The 18643-nt window shown below is 71.2% G+C and carries 13 protein-coding genes; 3 read left to right on the top strand and 10 right to left on the bottom strand.

Translation table 11 applies throughout. The features are described from left to right. Positions 1-97: 97 nt before the first annotated feature. The gene (locus ACRSCF_RS04455) at positions 98-805 is read left to right on the top strand and encodes a Crp/Fnr family transcriptional regulator (RefSeq protein ID WP_034368734.1); all 708 of its coding nucleotides are present in this window, start codon (positions 98-100) and stop codon (positions 803-805) included. Here the strand turns inward: ACRSCF_RS04455 and ACRSCF_RS04450 are convergent. Then, positions 802-2427: an ABC-F family ATP-binding cassette domain-containing protein gene (locus tag ACRSCF_RS04450; RefSeq protein WP_034368731.1), complete on the bottom strand. Its 1626-nt coding sequence runs from the start codon at positions 2425-2427 to the stop codon at positions 802-804. The two genes, ACRSCF_RS04455 and ACRSCF_RS04450, sit on opposite strands and share 4 nt — an antisense overlap. Before the next feature lie 375 nt (positions 2428-2802). Next, on the bottom strand, positions 2803-5943 hold the full coding sequence (locus ACRSCF_RS04445; protein WP_016454400.1) for an efflux RND transporter permease subunit: 3141 nt from the start codon (positions 5941-5943) through the stop codon (positions 2803-2805). 380 nt (positions 5944-6323) lie between these two features. Here ACRSCF_RS04445 and ACRSCF_RS04440 point away from each other — a divergent pair, with 380 nt between their 5' ends. Together ACRSCF_RS04440 and ACRSCF_RS04435 are read left to right on the top strand one after the other, a co-directional pair. After that, positions 6324-7058, top strand: coding sequence for a response regulator (locus ACRSCF_RS04440; RefSeq protein ID WP_016448779.1), 735 nt, complete (start codon positions 6324-6326; stop codon positions 7056-7058). Then, positions 7055-8128 carry an ATP-binding protein gene (locus tag ACRSCF_RS04435; protein ID WP_016448780.1) on the top strand — a complete coding sequence of 358 codons (1074 nt, stop codon included), beginning with the start codon at positions 7055-7057 and terminating at the stop codon, positions 8126-8128. The genes ACRSCF_RS04440 and ACRSCF_RS04435 overlap by 4 nt, the downstream gene beginning before the upstream one ends. Before the next feature lie 18 nt (positions 8129-8146). On the opposite strand, the gene ACRSCF_RS04430 is transcribed toward ACRSCF_RS04435, so the two are convergent. The 8 genes from ACRSCF_RS04430 to ACRSCF_RS04395 form a co-directional block, all read right to left on the bottom strand. After that, the gene (locus ACRSCF_RS04430; protein WP_084027467.1) at positions 8147-8608 is read right to left on the bottom strand and encodes a vWA domain-containing protein; all 462 of its coding nucleotides are present in this window, start codon (positions 8606-8608) and stop codon (positions 8147-8149) included. 209 nt (positions 8609-8817) lie between these two features. Next, on the bottom strand, positions 8818-9960 hold the full coding sequence (locus ACRSCF_RS04425; RefSeq protein ID WP_244387809.1) for an ATP-binding protein: 1143 nt from the start codon (positions 9958-9960) through the stop codon (positions 8818-8820). Continuing rightward, positions 9957-13775 (bottom strand): cobaltochelatase subunit CobN, encoded by a 3819-nt coding sequence (cobN, locus tag ACRSCF_RS04420; RefSeq protein WP_244387808.1) that lies wholly within the window; start codon positions 13773-13775, stop codon positions 9957-9959. Before cobN ends, ACRSCF_RS04425 begins: the two co-directional genes overlap by 4 nt. Before the next feature lie 29 nt (positions 13776-13804). Beyond that, positions 13805-14854, bottom strand: coding sequence for a cobalamin biosynthesis protein CobW (gene cobW, locus ACRSCF_RS04415; RefSeq protein ID WP_046241471.1), 1050 nt, complete (start codon positions 14852-14854; stop codon positions 13805-13807). 27 nt (positions 14855-14881) lie between these two features. Then, positions 14882-15904 (bottom strand): LLM class flavin-dependent oxidoreductase, encoded by a 1023-nt coding sequence (locus tag ACRSCF_RS04410; protein WP_244387807.1) that lies wholly within the window; start codon positions 15902-15904, stop codon positions 14882-14884. A 4-nt stretch (positions 15905-15908) separates the two neighbouring features. After that, positions 15909-16676 (bottom strand): ABC transporter ATP-binding protein, encoded by a 768-nt coding sequence (locus ACRSCF_RS04405; protein WP_034367925.1) that lies wholly within the window; start codon positions 16674-16676, stop codon positions 15909-15911. Next, a complete protein-coding gene (locus ACRSCF_RS04400; protein ID WP_016448787.1) occupies positions 16673-17695 on the bottom strand; it encodes a FecCD family ABC transporter permease in 1023 nt (340 codons plus the stop codon). The genes ACRSCF_RS04405 and ACRSCF_RS04400 overlap by 4 nt, the downstream gene beginning before the upstream one ends. Continuing rightward, complete coding sequence (locus tag ACRSCF_RS04395) at positions 17692-18633, bottom strand: ABC transporter substrate-binding protein (RefSeq protein ID WP_244387806.1); 942 nt, start codon at positions 18631-18633, stop codon at positions 17692-17694. The genes ACRSCF_RS04400 and ACRSCF_RS04395 overlap by 4 nt, the downstream gene beginning before the upstream one ends. Positions 18634-18643: the final 10 nt, after the last annotated feature.

The raw sequence follows: 18643 nt of genomic DNA, 5'->3' as shown, positions 1-18643 counted from the left end.
GACGGCAGGACAAGACAGGAACAATGGCGGCTTGAAGGAACTTGGGACAGCGCAGCCCGATCCAGAATCTTTGTACATTCCGCCCGCTATTGGTTCCATGGCCCACCCTACCCAGCCTTCCAGCTTCGCCCTGCGCGGCATCACCCTGTTCGAGGGCCTGGGCACCGCCAGCCTGGACCGCATCGCCGCCGACTGCGAATGGCGCCCGCTGCAGGCCCGCCAGCCCGTGTTCAGCCGCTGCTCCACGGGCAGCGACGTGTTCTTCCTGGTCAGCGGGCGCGTGCGCATCATCACCTATTCGCCGGGCGGGCGCGAGGTCAGCTTCCGCGACTACGGGCCCGGCGAGCACTTCGGCGACCTGGCGGCCATTGACGGCCAGGCCCGCTCCACCGATGTGGTCACCCTGGAATCCTCGCTGCTGGCCAGCCTCTCGCGCCAGGACTTCCTGGCCCTGCTGGCGCGCGAGCCCGCTGTTGCCCTGCGCATGATGGAAGGCCTGGCCGGCCTGGTGCGGCGGCTGACCGACCGCGTCATGGAGCTGAGCACCCTGGGCGTGCCCACGCGCCTGCACAGGGAGCTGCTGCGCCTGGCCCGGGAGGCGGGCGTCTCGCCCGAGCACACGGCCCTCATCAGCCCCGTGCCTTCGCACTCGGTGCTGGCCAGCAAGATCAGCACCAACCGCGAGCAGGTCACGCGCGAGCTGGGAGCCCTCACCCGGCGCGGCCTGCTGCGCAAGGAGGGGCGCCAGGCGCTGCTGGTGACCGACGTGAACGCACTGCAGGCGCTGATAGCGCAGGAAAGCTAGGCGGGCTCCATTCGCCAGCCCTGCGGCGACCACACCAGGCGGTCGGTCAGCCCGATGGCCTGCAGAAAATCCTCGTCATGCGAGACCACAACCAGCGTGCCGGCGTAGCCGCGCAGCATGGCCTCCAGCGCCTGCAGGGAAGGCAGGTCCAGGTGGTTGCAGGGCTCGTCCAGCAGGAGCAGGGGCGCGGGCGGCTCGGCATGCAGCGCACAGGCCAGGGCGGCCTTGAGCTGCTCGCCGCCGCTGAGCCGGCCCGCGGGCTGCTCCACCTGCCGGGCCGCCAGTCCGAGCCAGGCCAGGCGCGTGCGCAGCACATCCACGGGGGTGCCGGGGCAGGCGTCCTGCAACTGCTCCATCACCGTGCGCCCGGGCTGCAACAGGGACAGGCGCTGGTCCAGGTAGGCACAGGCCTGCATGCGGCGCACCTCGCCTGCCTGGGGCGCAAGGCGGCCTGACAGCACATCGAGCAGGCGCGTCTTGCCGCAGCCGTTGGGACCGGTCACGGCCAGACGCTGGCCGCCGTACAGAGACAGGTTCAGGCGCGGCCCCGTGGACAACGAAAACGGCAGCAGCACATCGTCCAGCAGCGCCACCACGTCGCAGGGAGCACCGGCCGGTGGCTGCGTCTGCATGCGGATGGCCGCCTGATGGTCGATCTGGCGCGCCGCCTCGCGCACGCGCTGGTCCAGCGCCTCGCGCGTGTCTGCATGCTGGCGGCGCAGGCGGCCGGCCGACGCCTGGCTGCGCTCCTTTTGCCGGTCCAGCAGAATGCGCGCCTGGTTGGCCTCCTGGCCCTGGCGGCGGCCGCGCGCCTCGCGGCGCTGCTGGCGCTCCTGCTGCTCGCGCAGCTGCTGCGTTTCGCGGCGGCGCTCCAGCTTGCGCTGCTCCAGCAGTTGCACCGCAGAGGCCATCTCGCGCGCCTTGGCTTCGGCATAGAAGGCGTAGCCGCCGCCGTAGCTGCGAAGCCCCTGCGGCGACAGCTCCACGATGCGTTCCATGCCCTGCAGCAGACTGCGGTCATGGCTGACCACGACCAGGCCACCGGGCCAGCGCTGCAGTTGCGCGGCCAGGGCCTGGCGGCTTTCATGGTCCAGGTGGTTGCTGGGCTCGTCCAGCACCAGGTGGTCGGCGCCCGACAGCAGCGCGCCCGCCAGGGCCACGCGCATGGCCTCGCCGCCGCTGAGGGCGTGGCCCGGCGTATCGGCACGCAGATGGCCCAGGCCCGCCAGCTCCAGCTGGGCCTGCAGGCGCTGGCGCAGGTCCCAGCGGTCGGCCAGCAGCTCGAAGTCGCGGGGCTCGCAACTGCCGGCCTCGATGCGCGCCAGCGCCTCCAGCGCGGGCTGCAGCCCGGCCAGCGCCGCCACCGAAGGCTGGCCGTGCCAGTCCGTGCGCTGGGCCAGGTACAGCACCTGCCCCGAGCGCAGGCAGCGGCCCTGCGAGGGCGCATCCAGCCCGGCCAGGATGCGCGCCAGCCGCGACTTGCCCACGCCGTTGCGCCCCACCAGGCCGGTGCGGCGGTGGTCCAGGGTTTCGGAAAGATCGGAGAAAAGGGGGCTGCCATCGGGCAGCACGCAGGAAACGCCGTCGAGCGTGATCGTGGTATTCGTCATATCGCGGTTCATGGATGCCAACGCAGTTCCTTGCCGCTTTGCATGCATTGCGCGTGCGGTGGGCAGGGTCGGGAAAAGCGGGCCGCTGGGACAGCGGCAGCATCAATGGCGCATGGGACGAATACCTCCTGCACTGGTGAACGAAGCCGCCATTATAGAAATCATGGGACGGACGTGCTGGCCGTGCCGGAGGGGGCGCCATCGGCGCCGTCGGCGCCAAGGGGGCCGGCATGCGCACCGGCGTTTGCACGCGGCGGCTCGGGTCCGGTGGGCCCGGCCTGCCGCGCGGGGGCTGCAGGCGCCGATGGCGCGCAAGGGTTCGAAGACTGTGCCGGCGGGCGGCCCTGAAAGCACAGGGCGTTGAGCGCGATCCAGAGGGGCATGTGTTTATGTTCCGGGGTCCGCAGCGGGCGGCGGCCGGCGCGCGCTGCCGCGCGGCCCGGCGATGCGCCGCTGCCATTCAAGGACGAAGACGAAGAAGACGGGCACGAAGAACACGGCCAGCACCGTGCCGCTGACCATGCCGCCGAACACGCCCGTGCCGATGGCGTGCTGGGTCTCGGCGCTGGCGCCCGATGCCAGCATCAGCGGCACCACGCCCAGCGCAAAGGCCAGCGAGGTCATGAGGATGGGCCGCAGCCGAAGGCGCGCGGCCTTGATGGCGGCCTCGCGCAGGTCCTGGCCTTCCTCGCGCAGCTGCTTGGCGAATTCCACGATCAGGATGGCGTTCTTGGCCGACAGGCCGATGATGGTGATCAGGCCCACCTTGAAGAACACGTCGTTGGGCATGCCGCGCAGCAGCACGGCGGCCACCGCGCCCAGCAGGCCCAGGGGCACGACCAGCATCACCGACAGCGGGATGGACCAGCTCTCGTACAGCGCGGCCAGCACCAGGAAGACCACCAGCATGGACAGGGCCATGAGCAGGGGCGCCTGCGCGGCCGACTGGCGCTCCTGCAGCGACTGGCCGGTCCAGGCCACGGCAAAGCCGGGCGGCAGTTGGGCCACCAGCCGCTCCATCTCGGCCATGGCCGCGCCGCTGGATGTGCCGGGCGCAGGCGTGCCCGAGATGCGCGACGCCAGGAAGCCCTGGTAGCGCACCAGCTGCAGCGGCGTCTCGGACCACACGGGCGTGGCGAACTCGGCCAGCGGCACCATGCCGCCCGCAGCGTTGCGCACGTTCAGCCGGAGCACATCATCGATCTGCATGCGCGCGGGCGCGTCGGCCTGCACGATGACCTGCTGCATGCGTCCCGCGTTGGGGAAGTCGTTGACGTACAGCGAGCCCATGGCCGTGGACAGCGTCTCGCTGATGGCGGCAAAGCCCACGCCCAGGGCCTGGGCCTTCTGGCGGTCGATCTCCAGCCGCACGCTGGTGCCCGAAGGCAGGCTGTCCTGGTAGGCCGAGCCCAGCACGCTGCTGCTGCCGGCCAGCGCCAGCAACTGGTCGGTGGCCGACTTGAGCGCGGCATGGCCCTGGCCCGTGCGGTCCTGCAGGTACATGGTGAAGCCCGAGGAAGTGCCCAGCTCGTCGATGGCCGGGGGCTGCAGCACCATGATGGCGCCCTCGGGCGCGTGTTCCATGGCCTTTTGCGCGAGCGAGACTTCCTCGCCGGCCGTGGCGCCGTTGCGCTGGTCCCAGTCCTTGAGCGTGGTGAAGGCCATGGCCGCGTTCGGGCCCGAGCCCGCGAAGCTGAAGCCCAGCACCGAGATGCTGGAGGCGATGCCGGGGCGCTGCGCCACATGCTCCTCATAGCGCTTGACCACGTCCAGCGTGCGCTCGGCCGTGGCATCGGCCGGCAGCTGGATGGAGGTCATGAAGTAGCCCTGGTCTTCCTCGGGCAGGAAGGCCGAGGGCAGCTGGCGCAGCGCAAACACCAGGATGGCCACGATGGCCGCGAACAGCAGCATCATGCGGCCCGTGCGCCGGACCAGGCCCGTGACATGGGCCTCGTAGCGGTTCGTCAGCCGCTCGAAGCCGCGGTTGAACCAGCCGAAGAAGCCTTTCTTCTCATGGTGGCCTGCCGCCACCGGCTTGAGCAAGGTGGCGCACAGCGCCGGTGTCAGGCTCAGGGCCAGGAAGGCCGAGAACAGGATGGACACGGCCATGGACAGCGTGAACTGCTGGTAGATCACGCCCACCGAGCCGCTGGCGAACGCCATGGGAATGAACACCGCCGTCAGCACCAGGGTGATGCCGATGATGGCGCCCGTGATCTCCTTCATGGCCTTGAGCGTGGCATCGCGCGGCGACAGGCCTTCCTCGGCCATGAGGCGCTCCACGTTCTCCACCACGACGATGGCGTCGTCCACGATGATGCCGATGGCCAGCACCATGCCGAACATGGTCAGCACGTTGATGGAAAAGCCCGCCACCAGCATCACGGCGAAGGTGCCCAGCAGCGCCACGGGCGCCACGATGGCCGGGATCAGCGTGTAGCGCAGGTTCTGCAGGAACAGGTACATCACCAGGAAGACCAGCACCATGGCCTCGACCAGGGTCTGCACCACCTTCTCGATGGAGATCTTGACGAAGGGCGCGGTGTTGAACGAGATGGTGTGCTGCATGCCCTGCGGCAGGATGGAGGCCAGCTCGGCCATGCGCTTTTGCACGGCAGCGGCCGTGCGCACGGCATTGGCACCGGGCGACAGCTGCACGGCGGCACTGGTGGCGGGCTTGCCGTCCTCGCGGTTGGAGAAGGCATAGGACTGCGCGCCCAGCTCCACGCGCGCCACGTCGCCCAGCACCAGGCGGGAGCCGTCGGCATGGGCGCGCAGCACGATGGCCGCGAACTGCGCGGGCGAGGTCAGCTGGCCCTGCACCGTCAGCGGCGTGGTCACGCGCTGGCCCGGCGCGGTCGGCGCATCGCCCACGCGGCCCGGGGCGATCTGCATGTTCTGCTGCTGTATGGCCTGGGTGAGGTCGCCCATGGACAGCCCGTAGGAAATCAGCTTGGCCGGATCGACCCAGACGCGCATGGCCTGCTCGGTACCGAACAGCTGCACGCGGCCCACGCCCTCGATGCGGCGCAGCTCCTCCACGATGTTGCGCGCCATGTAGTCATTGAGTGCCAGCTCGTCGAACTCGCCGCCCGGCGAGATCAGGCCCACCAGCAGCAGAAAGCTCGACGTGGCCGACTCCACCTGCAGCCCGTTCTGGCGCACGGCCTGCGGCAGGCGCGGCTCCACGGCCTTGATGCGGTTTTGCACATCCACCTGGGCCAGCTCCGGGTTGGTGCCGGGCTTGAAGGTGGCCTTGATCTCGGCCGAGCCCGAGGTGTCCACCGAGGACTCGAAGTACAGCAGGTGGCGGACGCTGGACAGCTCGCGCTCGATCAGCGAGACCACGGAATCATTGAGCGTCTTGGGCGTGGCGCCCGGATAGGTGGCATACAGGCTCACCGTGGGCGGCGCCACCGTGGGATAGCGCGATATCGGCAATTGCGGGATGGCGAGCACGCCCAGCAGCACGATGAACAGCGCGATGACCCAGGCAAAGACGGGCCGGTGAATGAAGAACTGTGGCATGGACGCGAGGTCTGGTTTTCAATGCGCGCCAGGGCGCGCTGCGGAAAAAATACGGCGCCTGGCGCCGAATCATCTGAGGGGCCATCCGGATGCAAATCCAGATTGCCAGGAGGCATGGGGATGAAGGAAACTCCTGCCGGTGCGGCTTCGGCCTGCGGCGTGTTGCCGCAAGGGCCATTCACTCAGGGAGCCGCTGCAAAAGCTGACCGCTCCACCCGCTCATACGGCACTGCCGCTGTGACTTCATATTCATCGCTTTGTTTCGCATGCCGGCCAATGGCGGCGGCACAGGGAAACAGCTTGCGTTCTTTCGATGGCATTTCGGCCCGGGAAATGTGGAAGAACGATGGAGATGAACACAGCCGCCGCCGCGACCCAAAATGGCTTCTATCATTGCCCAGCCCTTGCCTTTCCAGCCATCGACATCGCTCATCCTCGTTGCCGAGGACGAGCCCGAGATCGCAGACATCCTGTGCGCCTACCTGGCCCGCAGCGACCTGCGCACCGTCCATGCCGCCGATGGCCAGCAGGCCCTTGAACTGCACCACCACTTGAAACCCGATCTCGTTCTTCTCGACGTGCAGATGCCACGCCTCGACGGCTGGCAGGTGCTGTCCGAAATCCGCCGGCGCGGCGACACGCCCGTCATCATGCTCACCGCCCTCAACCAGGACGTGGACAAGCTCATCGGCCTGCGGATTGGCGCGGACGACTACGTGGGCAAGCCCTTCAATGCGGCCGAGGTCGTGGCGCGCGTGCAGGCCGTGCTGCGCCGCTGCGGCCAGGGCCGGCTCCGCGATACCAAGCTGCTGCAGGCCGGCCCCTTTCGCGTGGACCTGGACAGCCGCGAGGTCAGCGTGCAGGTGCAGGGCGCCACGCATGTGCCCGAACTCACCGTGACCGAATTCAACCTGCTGGCCAGCCTGGTGCGTTCGCCCCGGCGCGTGTTCAGCCGCGCCGAGCTGCTGCTCAGTTGCCTGCCCGAAGGCCACACGCTGGAACGCACCGTGGACAGCCACATCAGCAAGCTGCGCAAGAAGCTCGAAGGCCTGGGCCTGCAGGGCATGCCCGACAGCGTGCGCAGCGTGGGCTACCGGCTGGGGATGGACCCATGAGCGCAGTGCCGGGCCTGCGCCGGCAGGTGGTGCTGACCATGTCGGCCGTCACGCTGGCCGTGGTCGTGCTGTGCGTGCTGGGTTCGTACGCCTTCTATGCACTGCTGCTGACCTTTCACCCGGCCAGCGTCTCCGACGGCTGGATGCCCTCCAGCGTGGAGCTGGCCTGGGTGCTGCTGACCCTGGTCATCGCCCTGCTGATCGCCATCTTCGTGGCCACGCGGCTGTCGCGGCGCATCCTGCCCTCGCTGGACTCGGTGGCCATCAGCCTGCGCCAGCTGGCCCAGGGCGACCTCTCGGCGCGCGCGCACACCGACGACAGCGCGCTGCACGAGGCCGCCCAGCTGGTGCACGACTTCAACAGCCTGGCCCAGCGCCTGGAAGGCATGGCGCAGGAGCGCGCCTTCTGGAGCGCGGCCATCGCCCATGAGCTGCGCACGCCCGTGACCATCCTCAGCGGACGGCTGCAAGGCCTGTCCGATGGCGTCTTCCTGCCCAGCAAGGACATGCTGGCCAGCCTGATGACCCAGGTCGAGGGGCTGACCCGCCTGATCGACGACCTGCGCCTGCTGGGCCTGCAGGACAACGGCCACCTGCATCTGGAGCTGCGCCAGACCTGCCTGGCCGGCGAGGTGCGATCGGTGACCCTGGCCGTGGGGCCGGCGCTGGAGCAGGCGGGCCTGCAACTGGCGCTGGAGCTGGACGAGCAGCCCGTGGTCTGCGACCCCGTGCGCATACGCCAGGCCCTGCTGGCCCTGCTGGAGAACGCCATGCTGTATGCGCAGCCCGGCCCCCTGCTGGTGGCGGCCCGGGTGCGCCAGGGCCTGTGCACCGTGCGCGTGGAAGACAGCGGCCCCGGCGTGGCGGCCGACCTTGCGCCGCGCATCTTCGACGCCTTCCAGCGCGGCGAAGGCGCCCGCAGCCGCAAAAACGCCGGCGTGGGGGCCAGCAAGGGCAGCGGACTGGGCCTGGCCGTGGTCCAGGCCATTGCCCAGGCCCATGGCGGGCGGGCGCAATGCCTGCCGGGCGAGCGCGGCGGCGCGCTGTTCGAGCTGAGCTGGCCGGCCTGACCTCGTCAGAGCCGCAGATCAGCCTGCGAAATCATCGGCCCGCACATGGCGTGCGTCCCAGGCGGCGGCCAGCGCAGCCGCCCGGCCCAGGCGCACGCGGCCCGATTCGAAGTCCACGATGCCTGCCTCCTGCGCCGCCGCAGGCCGCGCGGGCCGCTCGCGCGTGCGGCCGTCGGTGAGCAGCCACAGCCAGCCCTGGCAGGAGGCCTCTGCGCCGCAATGGCGCTGCAGCAACTGGCCCGCCTGCTCCACGGCCGCCTGCAGCGGCGTGCCGCCGCCCCCGCCGATGGGCGCGATCCAGTCGTCATTCCAGGCCGCAGCCTTGCGCGGCGGCAGGCGCAATTCCACGCGCGTGCCCGCAAAGCAGATCAGCGCCACCTGCTCGCGGCGGCGGTAGGCCTCTTCCATCAGCGACAGCAGCACGCCCTTGGCCCGCGCCAGCGCGCCGCTGGCGGCCATGGAGGCCGAGCAATCGAGCACAAAGCAATGCAGCCGCGTGGCCTGGGGCGGCTCGCGGCGGCGCTGCAGATGTTCGGGCGCCAGCGCCTGGGCGCCGCGCGCGGCCAGCGTGCGCGGCCAGTCCCAGCTGCCGGTGGGCGGCCCGCCTTGCGCCTGGGCCAGCCGGGGCTGGCTGGCCGCCTGCTGGCCCGCCCTCGCATCCCTTGCCTGTGGCGCGGGGCCGCGAGGGCTCAGGCTTTTTTTGTGGCGGGCGCTCCCGCCTTTGCGGCCTCGCGGGCCAGCAATGAGGGCACTGCGACACGCAGCAGGCCCACGGGCTCGGGCGGCATGGCGCCCCAGTCGGCCTCGGAGGGCGGGCTGTCGCCTGCGCCGTTGGCCGTGGATTCCGCAGGCGGCCGGCTTTGTGCCGGCGACTGCGAAGGCGGATTCGATGGCGCTTGCTGTGGGGATGGCTGCTGTGGCTGCTGCTGCGGCGCCCCCGGCTTGCGGCGGTGCACCAGTACCAGCTCGGCCACGGCCTGCACATGGTCGGGCGTGACCTCGGCATCGCCCAGCCAGGCGGCCCAGGCGCGTGCGGCACGCAGCAGCACCAGGTCGGCCCGCAGGCCATCCACCTGGGCGGCAATGCACAGCGCGCCTGCGGCCTGCAGCACCGCGTCGGACCAGGGCAGCGCGCCGGCCGGCTGCAGGCGCTCGCGTGCCGTGCGCAGCTGCGCGGCCAGCGCGGCCTGGGCGTCTGCATGGCGGGCGCGGAAGGCTGCGGGGTCGGCATCGAACACCAGGCGTGCACGCACGATGGCCTGGCGCTGGGCCGCATCCTGCACATTGGCCAGGCGCACGCACAGGCCCAGGCGGTCCAGCAGCTGCGGGCGCAGCTGGCCTTCCTCGGGGTTCATGGTGCCCACCAGCACGAAGCGCGCCGCATGGCGGTGGGAGATGCCGTCGCGCTCGACCACGTTGACGCCGCTGGCGGCCGCATCCAGCAGCACATCGACCAGGGCATCGGGCAGCAGGTTGATCTCGTCCACATAGAGCACACCGCCATGGGCGCGTGCCAGCAGGCCGGGCGCGAATTTGAGCGCATGGCCGGCCATGGCCTGGCCCAGGTCCAGCGAGCCGGCCAGATGCTCCAGCGAGGAGCCCAGCGGCAGCGTGACGAAGGGCGCGGCATCGATGAGCTCGGCCAGCGCGCGCGCGGCCGTGGACTTGGCCGTGCCGCGCGGCCCCTCGATCAGCACGCCGCCCAGTTGCGGGTCGATGGCGGCCAGCAGCAGCGCCTGGCACAGCAGGGGCTGGCCGGCAATGGCGGCAAAGGGAAACAGCGGCGGCAGCGCGGGCGGGGCGCCGCTGCCCAGGTCAGGAGATGCGGTCATGCGCGCAATCCTTCGAGATGGTTTTCATGTTCCAGCAGCAGGTCTTCCAGCTGCTGGCGATAGTCGCCGGGCTGCTCCCACAGGCCGCGCTGCATGGCTTCGAGCAGGCGCTCCAGCATGTCGCGCAGGGCCTGCGGATTGTGCTGCACGAGAAAGTCGCGCGTGGCCGCGTCCAGCACATAGGCGTCGGCCACCAGGGCGTACTGGTGGTCGCCCACCTGCTGCGTGGTGGCGTCGAAGCCGAAGAGATAGTCCACCGTGGCCGCCATCTCGAAGGCGCCCTTGTAGCCATGGCGCTTGGCGCCGTCCATCCACTTGGGATTGGTGACGCGCGAGCGCACCACGCGCGCAATCTCCTCCTTGAGCGAGCGCACGCGCGGCTGGGCCGGGTTGGCATGGTCGCCGTGGTAGAGCGCGGGCTGGCGGCCCGAGAGGTGGCGCACGGCAGAGGCCATGCCGCCCTGGAACTGGAAGTAGTCGCCCGAGTCGAGGATGTCGTGCTCGCGGCTGTCCTGGTTGTGGGCCACCACGTCGAGCTCGCCCAGGCGGCGGCGCAGCGCGTCGCCTGCGGGCACGCCCTCGGCGTCCTGGCCGTAGGCATGCTGGCTCCAGCCCAGGTAGGCCTGGGCCAGGTCGGCATCGCCCTGCCAATCACCGCTCTGGAACAGCCCGCCCAGTCCCGAGCCGTAGTGGCCGGGCGGCGCGCCGAACACGCGCCAGCCGGCCTGCAGGCGGGCCTGCACGGCGTCCATGCCCTGCGCCTGCAGCTGCTCGGCCTCGGCCAGGATGCGCGCGCGTATGGGGTTGTCCTCGGCGTCTTCGTCCAGCGCGGCCACGGCCTGCACGGCCGCGTCGAACATCTGCACGGCGCCCGGGAAGGCATCGCGGAAAAAGCCCGAGATGCGCAGCGTCACATCCACGCGCGGCCGGCCCATGCCCACGCGCGGCACCACCTCGAAGTCCACCACGCGCTGGCTGCCGGGCGCCCATTTGGGGCGCACGCCGATCAGCGCAAAGGCCTGGGCGATGTCGTCGCCGCCCGTGCGCATGGTGGCCGTGCCCCAGACCGACAGGCCCAGGGTGCGCGGGTACTCGCCATGCTCCTGCAGATAGCGCTCCAGCAGCCTGAGCGTGGCCTGCTGGCCCAACTCCCAGGCCGCCTGCGTGGGAATGGCGCGCGTGTCCAGCGTGTAGAAATTGCGCCCCGTGGGCAGCACGTCGGGCCGCCCGCGCGAGGGCGATCCGCTGGGCCCGGGCGGCACGAAGCGGCCCTGCAGGCCGCGCAGCAGCTGGCGCAGTTCCTCGCCGCCGCAGGCATCCAGCGCGGGCGCCAGCACGGCATGCACCTGTTGCAGCGCGGCGCGCGTCTGCGGCCAGTCACCGGCCGGGGCCTCACCTTCCAGCAACTGCTGGGCCAGCAGCTCCAGGCGCTCGCGCGTGTCGCCTTCATGGCGCCAGGGCTCGTCGCTCACGGCCTGCAGGGCGGCGGGGCGCGCGCCGGTCCAGGGGCGTGCAGGCTCCATGCGCAGCGGGTCGAACCCGGGGCTGTCCAGCAGGTCGGCGGCCAGCGCCTGGATCAGGCCCTGGCCTTCGTCCGACGGGAAGCGCGCCAGCGCCAGCAGCGTGTCGCGGCGCTGGCGCCCTTGCGGCGATGCGCCGAAGACATGCAGGCCGTCGCGGATCTGGGTTTCCTTGAGCTCGCACAGGTAGGCGTCTATGCGTTCGAGCACGGCATCGTCGTCCTGCGCGGCACCGGGCGCCAGGTCCAGCTCCTGGTCCAGGTGCTGGCGGCGCACGATGTCCAGGATCTGGCGGCGCAGCAGCGCGCCGCGCCGCGCATCGACCAGCAGCGCGTCGTAGTACTCGTCCACCAGGCGCTCCAGGTCCTGCAGCGGGCCGTGGTTCTCGGCGCGCGTCAGCGGCGGCATCAGGTGGTCGATGATCACGGCCTGGCTGCGGCGCTTGGCCTGGGCGCCTTCGCCGGGATCGTTGACGATGAAGGGGTACAGGTGCGGCAGCGGGCCCAGGACGGCATCGGGCCAGCACGCGCCCGACAGCGCCAGGCTCTTGCCCGGCAGCCATTCGAGGTTGCCATGCTTGCCCACGTGGACCATGGCGTCCACGGCAAAGCGGTCGCGCAGCCAGAAGTAGAAGGCCAGGTAGCTGTGGGGCGGCACCAGCTCGGCATCGTGGTAGCTCGCATAGTCCTGCGCGCCCATGCCTTTACCGACCAATGCACGCGCCGGCTGTATGCCGACAAAGACATGGCCCAGGCGCAGGCCCGCGATCATGAAGCGGCCCTGGCGCAGCAGCGGGTCGGCCTCGGGCGCGCCCCAGCGCGCCGTGATGGCGTCGGCCATGCCGTCCGGCAGCGCGGCCAGGCGCGCCAGGTACTCGTCCAGCGCATAGCTTTGCCAGGCCGGTCGCAGCGGCCACTGGGCCGGGTCGTTGGCAATGCCCTGCTGCAGGGTGTGCATCAGCGCCTCGCCATCGGCGGGCAGCTGCACGGGGTCGCCCAGCTCGTGCCCTTCGGCCGCCAGGTGCTGCAGGATGGCGATCACCGAGGCCGGCGTATCCAGCCCCACGCCGCTGCCGATGCGGCCTTCGCTGCCCGGATAGTTGGCCAGCACCAGGGCCAGGCGCTTGTCGCGCGCGGGCAGGCTGCGCAGGCGGCACCAGCGCCAGGCCAGGTCGGCCACGAAGTCCACGCGGTCGGGCTCGGGCTGGTAGGCCACCACGTCGGCCTGGGTGAAGGCGCAGCGGTGGGACAGGCCCTTGAAGCTGATGGCGCGCGTGATGATGCGGCCATCCATCTCCGGCAGCACCACCTGCATGGCGATGTCGCGCGGGCGCAGGCCCTGGCTGTCGGCCCACCAGTCCTCGCGGTTGCCGCCGCTGGCAATGACTTGCAGCACGGGCGCATCGCCGGCCAGGGCCGTGCCCGATTCCAGCGCCGAGAACGCCGTGGTGTTGAGCACCAGCTGCACGGCATGGTCTTCGCAGAGCTGGCGCAGCGTGGCCAGGCACAGCGGGTCCTTGAGCGAGTCCAGCGCCACGGGCAGCGGGTTCATGCCGCGCTGCTGCAGCGACAGGGCCATGACGTCGAAGGCCGCCGTATTGCCCGCCAGCAGGTGGGAGCGGTAGAACACCAGGGCCACGGTGGGCGCGCCCGGCGTCCAGGCGCGCTGCAGGTCGTCGATGCCGGCCACGTCATGGGCATGGACCTGGGCATGGCTCCTGGCAGCGAACAGCGCCGGGGGAACGTGGACAGCCGCCTGCGGCAGGGTGCGCGGCGGCAGCGGCGCATCGCCCCGGTCCAGCCCGTGGTAGACGGTGGCCTTGAGGAATTCGCGCGCATTGGCCGCGCCGCCCGAGCGCAGGTACTGCCACAGCTGGCGGCAGGCGGCGGCCGGCAGCGTGCTGCGCGCCAGCAGGTGCGGGTCTTCCTGCAGGTCACCCGAGAACATGGCCAGGCGCTGCCCCTTGCGGCGCGCCAGCGAGCCGATCTGCTCGATGCCGTAGGGCCAGGCCGATTCCGAGCCCAGGTGGTCCACGATGACCACGCGCGCATGGCGCAGCACCTCGTCCACATACAGGTCCAGCGAGGCCGGCTGGCGCAGGTACAGCAGATTGGCCAGCCGCACCGAGGGAAAGTCCGCCGACGCCCCGGCCAGCGCGGCCACGGCCGAGGACAGCAGGGCCAGCGTGGTGTCGGCCGAGCTCAGGATGACGATGTCGGCCGGCGTCTGGTCGAGGCGGGTGACGATGCTCTCATCCTCGACGAAGCCGCCGGGGCGCGTGGACAGCAGGTGCATGGAACAGGTTTCAGTACGGAATCGGAAGGTCAGGCGGCCACATTCTCCAGGCCCTTGCGCAGCGCTGCTTCGTCAAGGTCTTGCCCGATGAACACCAGGCGCGTGCCGCGTGCCTCGCCCTCGCGCCAGGCGCGGTCGAAATGGTGGTCGAAGCGGCGGCCCACGCCCTGCAGCAGCCAGCGCATGGGCTTGCCCGGGATCTCGGCAAAGCCCTTGACGCGCAGGATGCTGTGCTGCTCCACCAGCGTCTCCAGCGCGGCCAGCAGGCGGTCGCGGTCCACGGCGGGCAGGTCGATCACGTAGGAGTCGAAGTCGTCATGGTCATGGTCTTCGTCGTGGTCGTGGTGGCTCACGCGCTGGTCGATGGTGGTCTCGGCCGCCTTGGCCAGGCCCAGCACCACGTCCAGCGGCAGGCGGCCCTGGGACGATTGCACGATCTTGACCTCGGGCGGCAGCTCCTCGCGCACCAGGGCGGTCACGCGGGCCAGGGCATCGGCATCGGCCAGGTCGGTCTTGTTGAGCACCACCAGGTCGGCCGCGCCCAGCTGGTCCTCGAAGAGTTCGTGCAGCGGCGATTCGTGGTCCAGGTTGGGGTCGGCGCGGCGCAGCTCGTCCACGGCCTGGGGATTGGCGGCGAACTGGCCGCTGGCGGCCGCTGGCGTGTCCACCACGGTGACCACCGCGTCCACGGTGAACACGTTGGCGATCTCGGGCCACTGGAAGGCCTGGACCAGGGGCTTGGGCAGGGCCAGGCCCGAGGTCTCGATGATCACGGCGTCGATCTGGTCGCGGCGCTCGGCCAGCGCGCGCATCACGGGGAAGAACTCTTCCTGCACCGTGCAGCACATGCAGCCGTTGGCCAGCTCGTACAGCGCGCCTTCGCGCTCGTTGCCCTCGTCGTCGCAGCCGATGCCGCAGCCCTTGAGGATCTCGCCGTCGATGCCCAGCTCGCCGAACTCGTTGACGATGACGGCAATGCGCCGGCCGCCCGCGTTGTCCAGGATGTGGCGCAGCAGCGTGGTCTTGCCGCTGCCCAGAAAGCCGGTGACGATGGTGGCGGGAATCTTGGCGGTTTGCATGGAAGGTTCTCCAGAAAAAAGAGGAAGTCAGACGGTGGCGAAAGGCACGGCGCTGCGCAATGAAGGAAGAACCTCCTGCGCAAACAGTTCCATGCCGGCGAGGGCCTGGGCATCGCTCCACAGGCCGTTGGCGTTGAAGACGCAGCGCAGCTGGCCCATGCCCGTGCGCTCGCGCAAGGCGGCGATCTGCGCATGGCACTGCTCGGGCGTGCCATGGATGAATTGCTCGGCCAGCACGCGCGTCACATCGATGGGCAGCACCTGGTCGGCCGGCACGCCGCGCTTGCCCGCAAAGTACACGCGCCGCTGGTACAGCTGCGGCCACAGCGTGGCCAGCTGGGCCTGCACGGCGGCCTCGTCGGCACCGATGCAGACATAGCGCGCCAGCGATGAACGCGCACGCAGCGCGGCGGCATCGCGCCCGCGCTCCCGGGCAGCGGCCTCCAGGCGCTCCAGCTGCATGCCTTCGGGCGGCTCCAGGCTCAGCAGCAGGGGCAGATTCTGATCGACGGCAAAGCCCAGGGTCTCAGCCGTGGAGCCGGCCACATACAAGGGAGGATGCGGACGCTGCACGGTCGAAGGCAGGGCGGGCCGATCCTCGAAGCGCCACGGCCCCTGCCCCGCTGCGACGGGCTTGCCGGACAGCGCCTCCACCAGGATGCGGCAGGACTGCTCGAAGCGTTCGCGCGTGCTGTCCGCATCGATCTGCAGGGCGCGCAGCGCGGCCGGCTCCGTGCCCCGGCCCACACCCACGTCGATGCGGCCGGCGCTTTGCAGGTCCAGCTGGGCAATCTCCTCGGCCAGCATCAGCGGATGGTGCAGCGGCAGCACCAGCACCGAGGTGCCCACGCGCAGCCGCTCGGTGCGCGCCAGCACGGCGGCGGCCAGCAGCAGGGGCGAGGGATAGGGCCAGGCGGTATCGGGCACGCGGAATTCGCTGAACCACACGCCCTGGAAACCCAGGCGCTCGGCGCGCTCGAACAGCGCCAGGAATTCCCGGTGGTCGCCGCGCGTGGCGTCGCGCGTCCAGCCGGCCAGATCGATGCGCATGGGGTCAGTTCTCCTGTTTCAGCCGCGCGCGCAGCAAGGTTTGCGGGGGTGCGTCGATGCGCTCGAAATCCACGCCGAACACGGCATCCAGCCCCGGCGCATGCAGCAGCTCGGCAGGGGCCCCATCGAGCGCAATGCGCCCCTGGTCCAGCACGATGACGCGCCCGAAGTGCGCCAGCGCCAGGTCCAGGTCATGCATGACCACCAGCACCAGCCGCTCGCGCCCGCGCTGCGCCAGCGCCTGCACCAGGGCCAGGCGGTGGCGCACGTCCAGCGCGGCGCCGGGCTCGTCGGCCAGCAGCACGGGCGGGTCGGTGGCCAGCACGGTGGCCAGCAGGGCACGCGCCTGCTCGCCGCCCGACAGCGTGGACCAGCGCCTGCACGCGAAATCCTGCAGCCCGGCGCCGGCAACGGCCGCCTCGACACCACCCCGGCCCGCCAGCCGCATGTGCATGAGCTCGGCCAGCGTCAGGTCCCAGTGCGGCGCAAAGCGCTGCGGCATGTAGCCCACGCGGCGTGCGCGCTCGGCCACGGGCAGGGTTGCGATGTCTTGCCCGTCCAGCAGCACGCTGCCGGATGCAGGCGCCTGCAGCCCCGCCAGCAGGGACAGCAGGCTGGACTTGCCCGCGCCATTGGGCCCCACCAGGGCCACGGCGCCGCGCGGGGGCAGCTGCACAGAGACCGCATCGAGCACGCTGCGGCCACGATGGCGCAGCGTGAGGGACCGGGCCTGCAGGCGTGGCACGGCGTCGTCCATGGCTTGATCGTTCATGCGGACCTCAGCCTGCGCGCGAGCAGCACGATGAAGAAGGGCCCGCCGGCCACGGCCGTGACCAGGCCCAGCGGGATTTCGGCCGGCGGCAGCACGCTGCGCGCAATCGCATCGGCCAGCGTGACGATGATGGCGCCCGTGAGCGCCGACGCCGGCAGGGCCGCGCGGTGCAGCGGTCCCGCCATCCAGCGCGCGATGTGCGGCGCAGCCAGGCCCACGAAGGCCACCAGCCCGCCATAGGCCACGGCCACGGCCACCACCAGCGAGCCGGCCAGCACGGCCAGCGGCGTGAAGCGCGCCACATCCAGGCCGAAGCCCTGGGCCGCATCCTGCCCCAGGCCCAGCAGGTCCAGCCCGCGCGCCAGCGCCATGGCCCCGGCCAGGCAGGCCAGGGAGGCGCCGGCCAGCAGGCCCAGCCCGCTCCAGGACGGCGTCTGTATGCCGCCCAGCACCCAGCTGAGCACCACCTGCAGGCTCACCGTCTCATCGGACAGCGCCAGCATCAGGAACGAGCGCAGCGCGCCCAGCACGGCCGCCAGCGCCACGCCGGCCAGCAGCATGCCGGCCGCATCGGTGGCACCGGCCACGCGCGAGACGGCCAGCACCAGCACGGTCGAACCCCAGGCGCCCGCAAAGGCCAGCACGGGCAGCGTCCAGGCCTGGGGCAGGCCGAACAATAGATGCATGGGAACCAGCAGGGCGACAGTCGCCCCCAGTGCCGCGCCGCCCGAGGCGCCCAGCAGATAGGGCTCGGCCAGCGGATTGCGGAACACGCCCTGGAAGATGGCGCCCGACAGCCCCAGCAGCGCGCCCACCAGGGCGGCTGCCAGCACGCGCGGCACGCGCCACTGCAGCAGCAGCCGGCTGCGCAGGCTGTCTTCGCCGCCCAGCGCGGCCAGCAGGTCGGCCGGGCTGGCCCACTGGTGGCCCGCGCAGGCGGCGATCAGCAGGCTGGCCAGCAGCAGCAGGACCGCACTGGCCCAGGGGCGCCACGCAGGTGGATGTGAAAGGGAATTCATGCGGCCTCCCCGGCCCAGGCCGCAGGGTGCAGCCAGCGCGAGAGTTTTTCCACGCCGCCGAAGGTGCGCGGCCCGGGAATCAGGAACTCGGCACGCGCCACCGTGGTGGCCCGGCCGCCGCGTACGGCACGCAGGTCGCGCCAGCCGCGCTGGCCGATCAGGTCCTGCATGGCCTCCTGCGTGCCCGCGAACAGCAGCACATCGGGGTCGGCGGCCAGCACGGCCTCGGGCGAGACCTGGGGCACCGTGCCCAGGCCGTCCAGCGCGAACGAAGCGCCCGCGCGCACCATGGCCTCGCCGGTATAGGTGCCCGGCCGGGCCGCCAGCAGCATGCCGTTGCCCAGCCGGCCCGTGACCATGAGGGCACGCGGCCGGGGCTGGCCGGCCACCTGCCGGTCCACGCGCAGCAGCCGCGCCTCCTGCGCCAGGGCCAGCGCCTGGCCGCGCGCCTGCACGCCCGTGGCGCGGGCCACCAGGCGCAGGTTGTCCATCACCTCGGCCAGCGAGCGGCTGAGCAGCACCATCACCGGCACGCCGATGCGCTCCATGGGATCGACCAGCTGGTGCGCCGCCTGGCGCGCGGGCGTGACGATGACCAGGTCCGGCTGGCGCGCCACCACGGCGTCCACCGAGAACCCCAGCCGCCCGCCCACCTTGGGAATGCGCTCCACGCCCGGTGGAAAGCGCGTGAAATCCTCCACGCCCACCACGCGGTCCAGCAGGCCCAGCGCGGCCACCAGTTCGGTGTTGGAGGCAAAGATGGAGACGATGCGCTGCGGCGGCGCGGCAATCTCCACGCGCCGGCCCAGCGCATCCTGCAGCAACACCGGACCGCCTGAAGCGACGGTGTCGGCCCAGGCCGCGGGCAGGCCGCAGCCCAGGGCCGCCGCCGCGCCCTGGCGCAACAACTGGCGGCGCGTGGTGCTGGATTGCCTCATGCCGTGGTCC

Origin of the sequence: Delftia sp. 11MD (assembly GCF_050907895.1) — a bacterium.
Classification (GTDB): domain Bacteria; phylum Pseudomonadota; class Gammaproteobacteria; order Burkholderiales; family Burkholderiaceae_C; genus Comamonas; species Comamonas tsuruhatensis.
The sequence above is the reverse complement of the archived record's forward strand: the minus strand, read 5'-3'. Positions and strand labels throughout refer to the sequence as shown.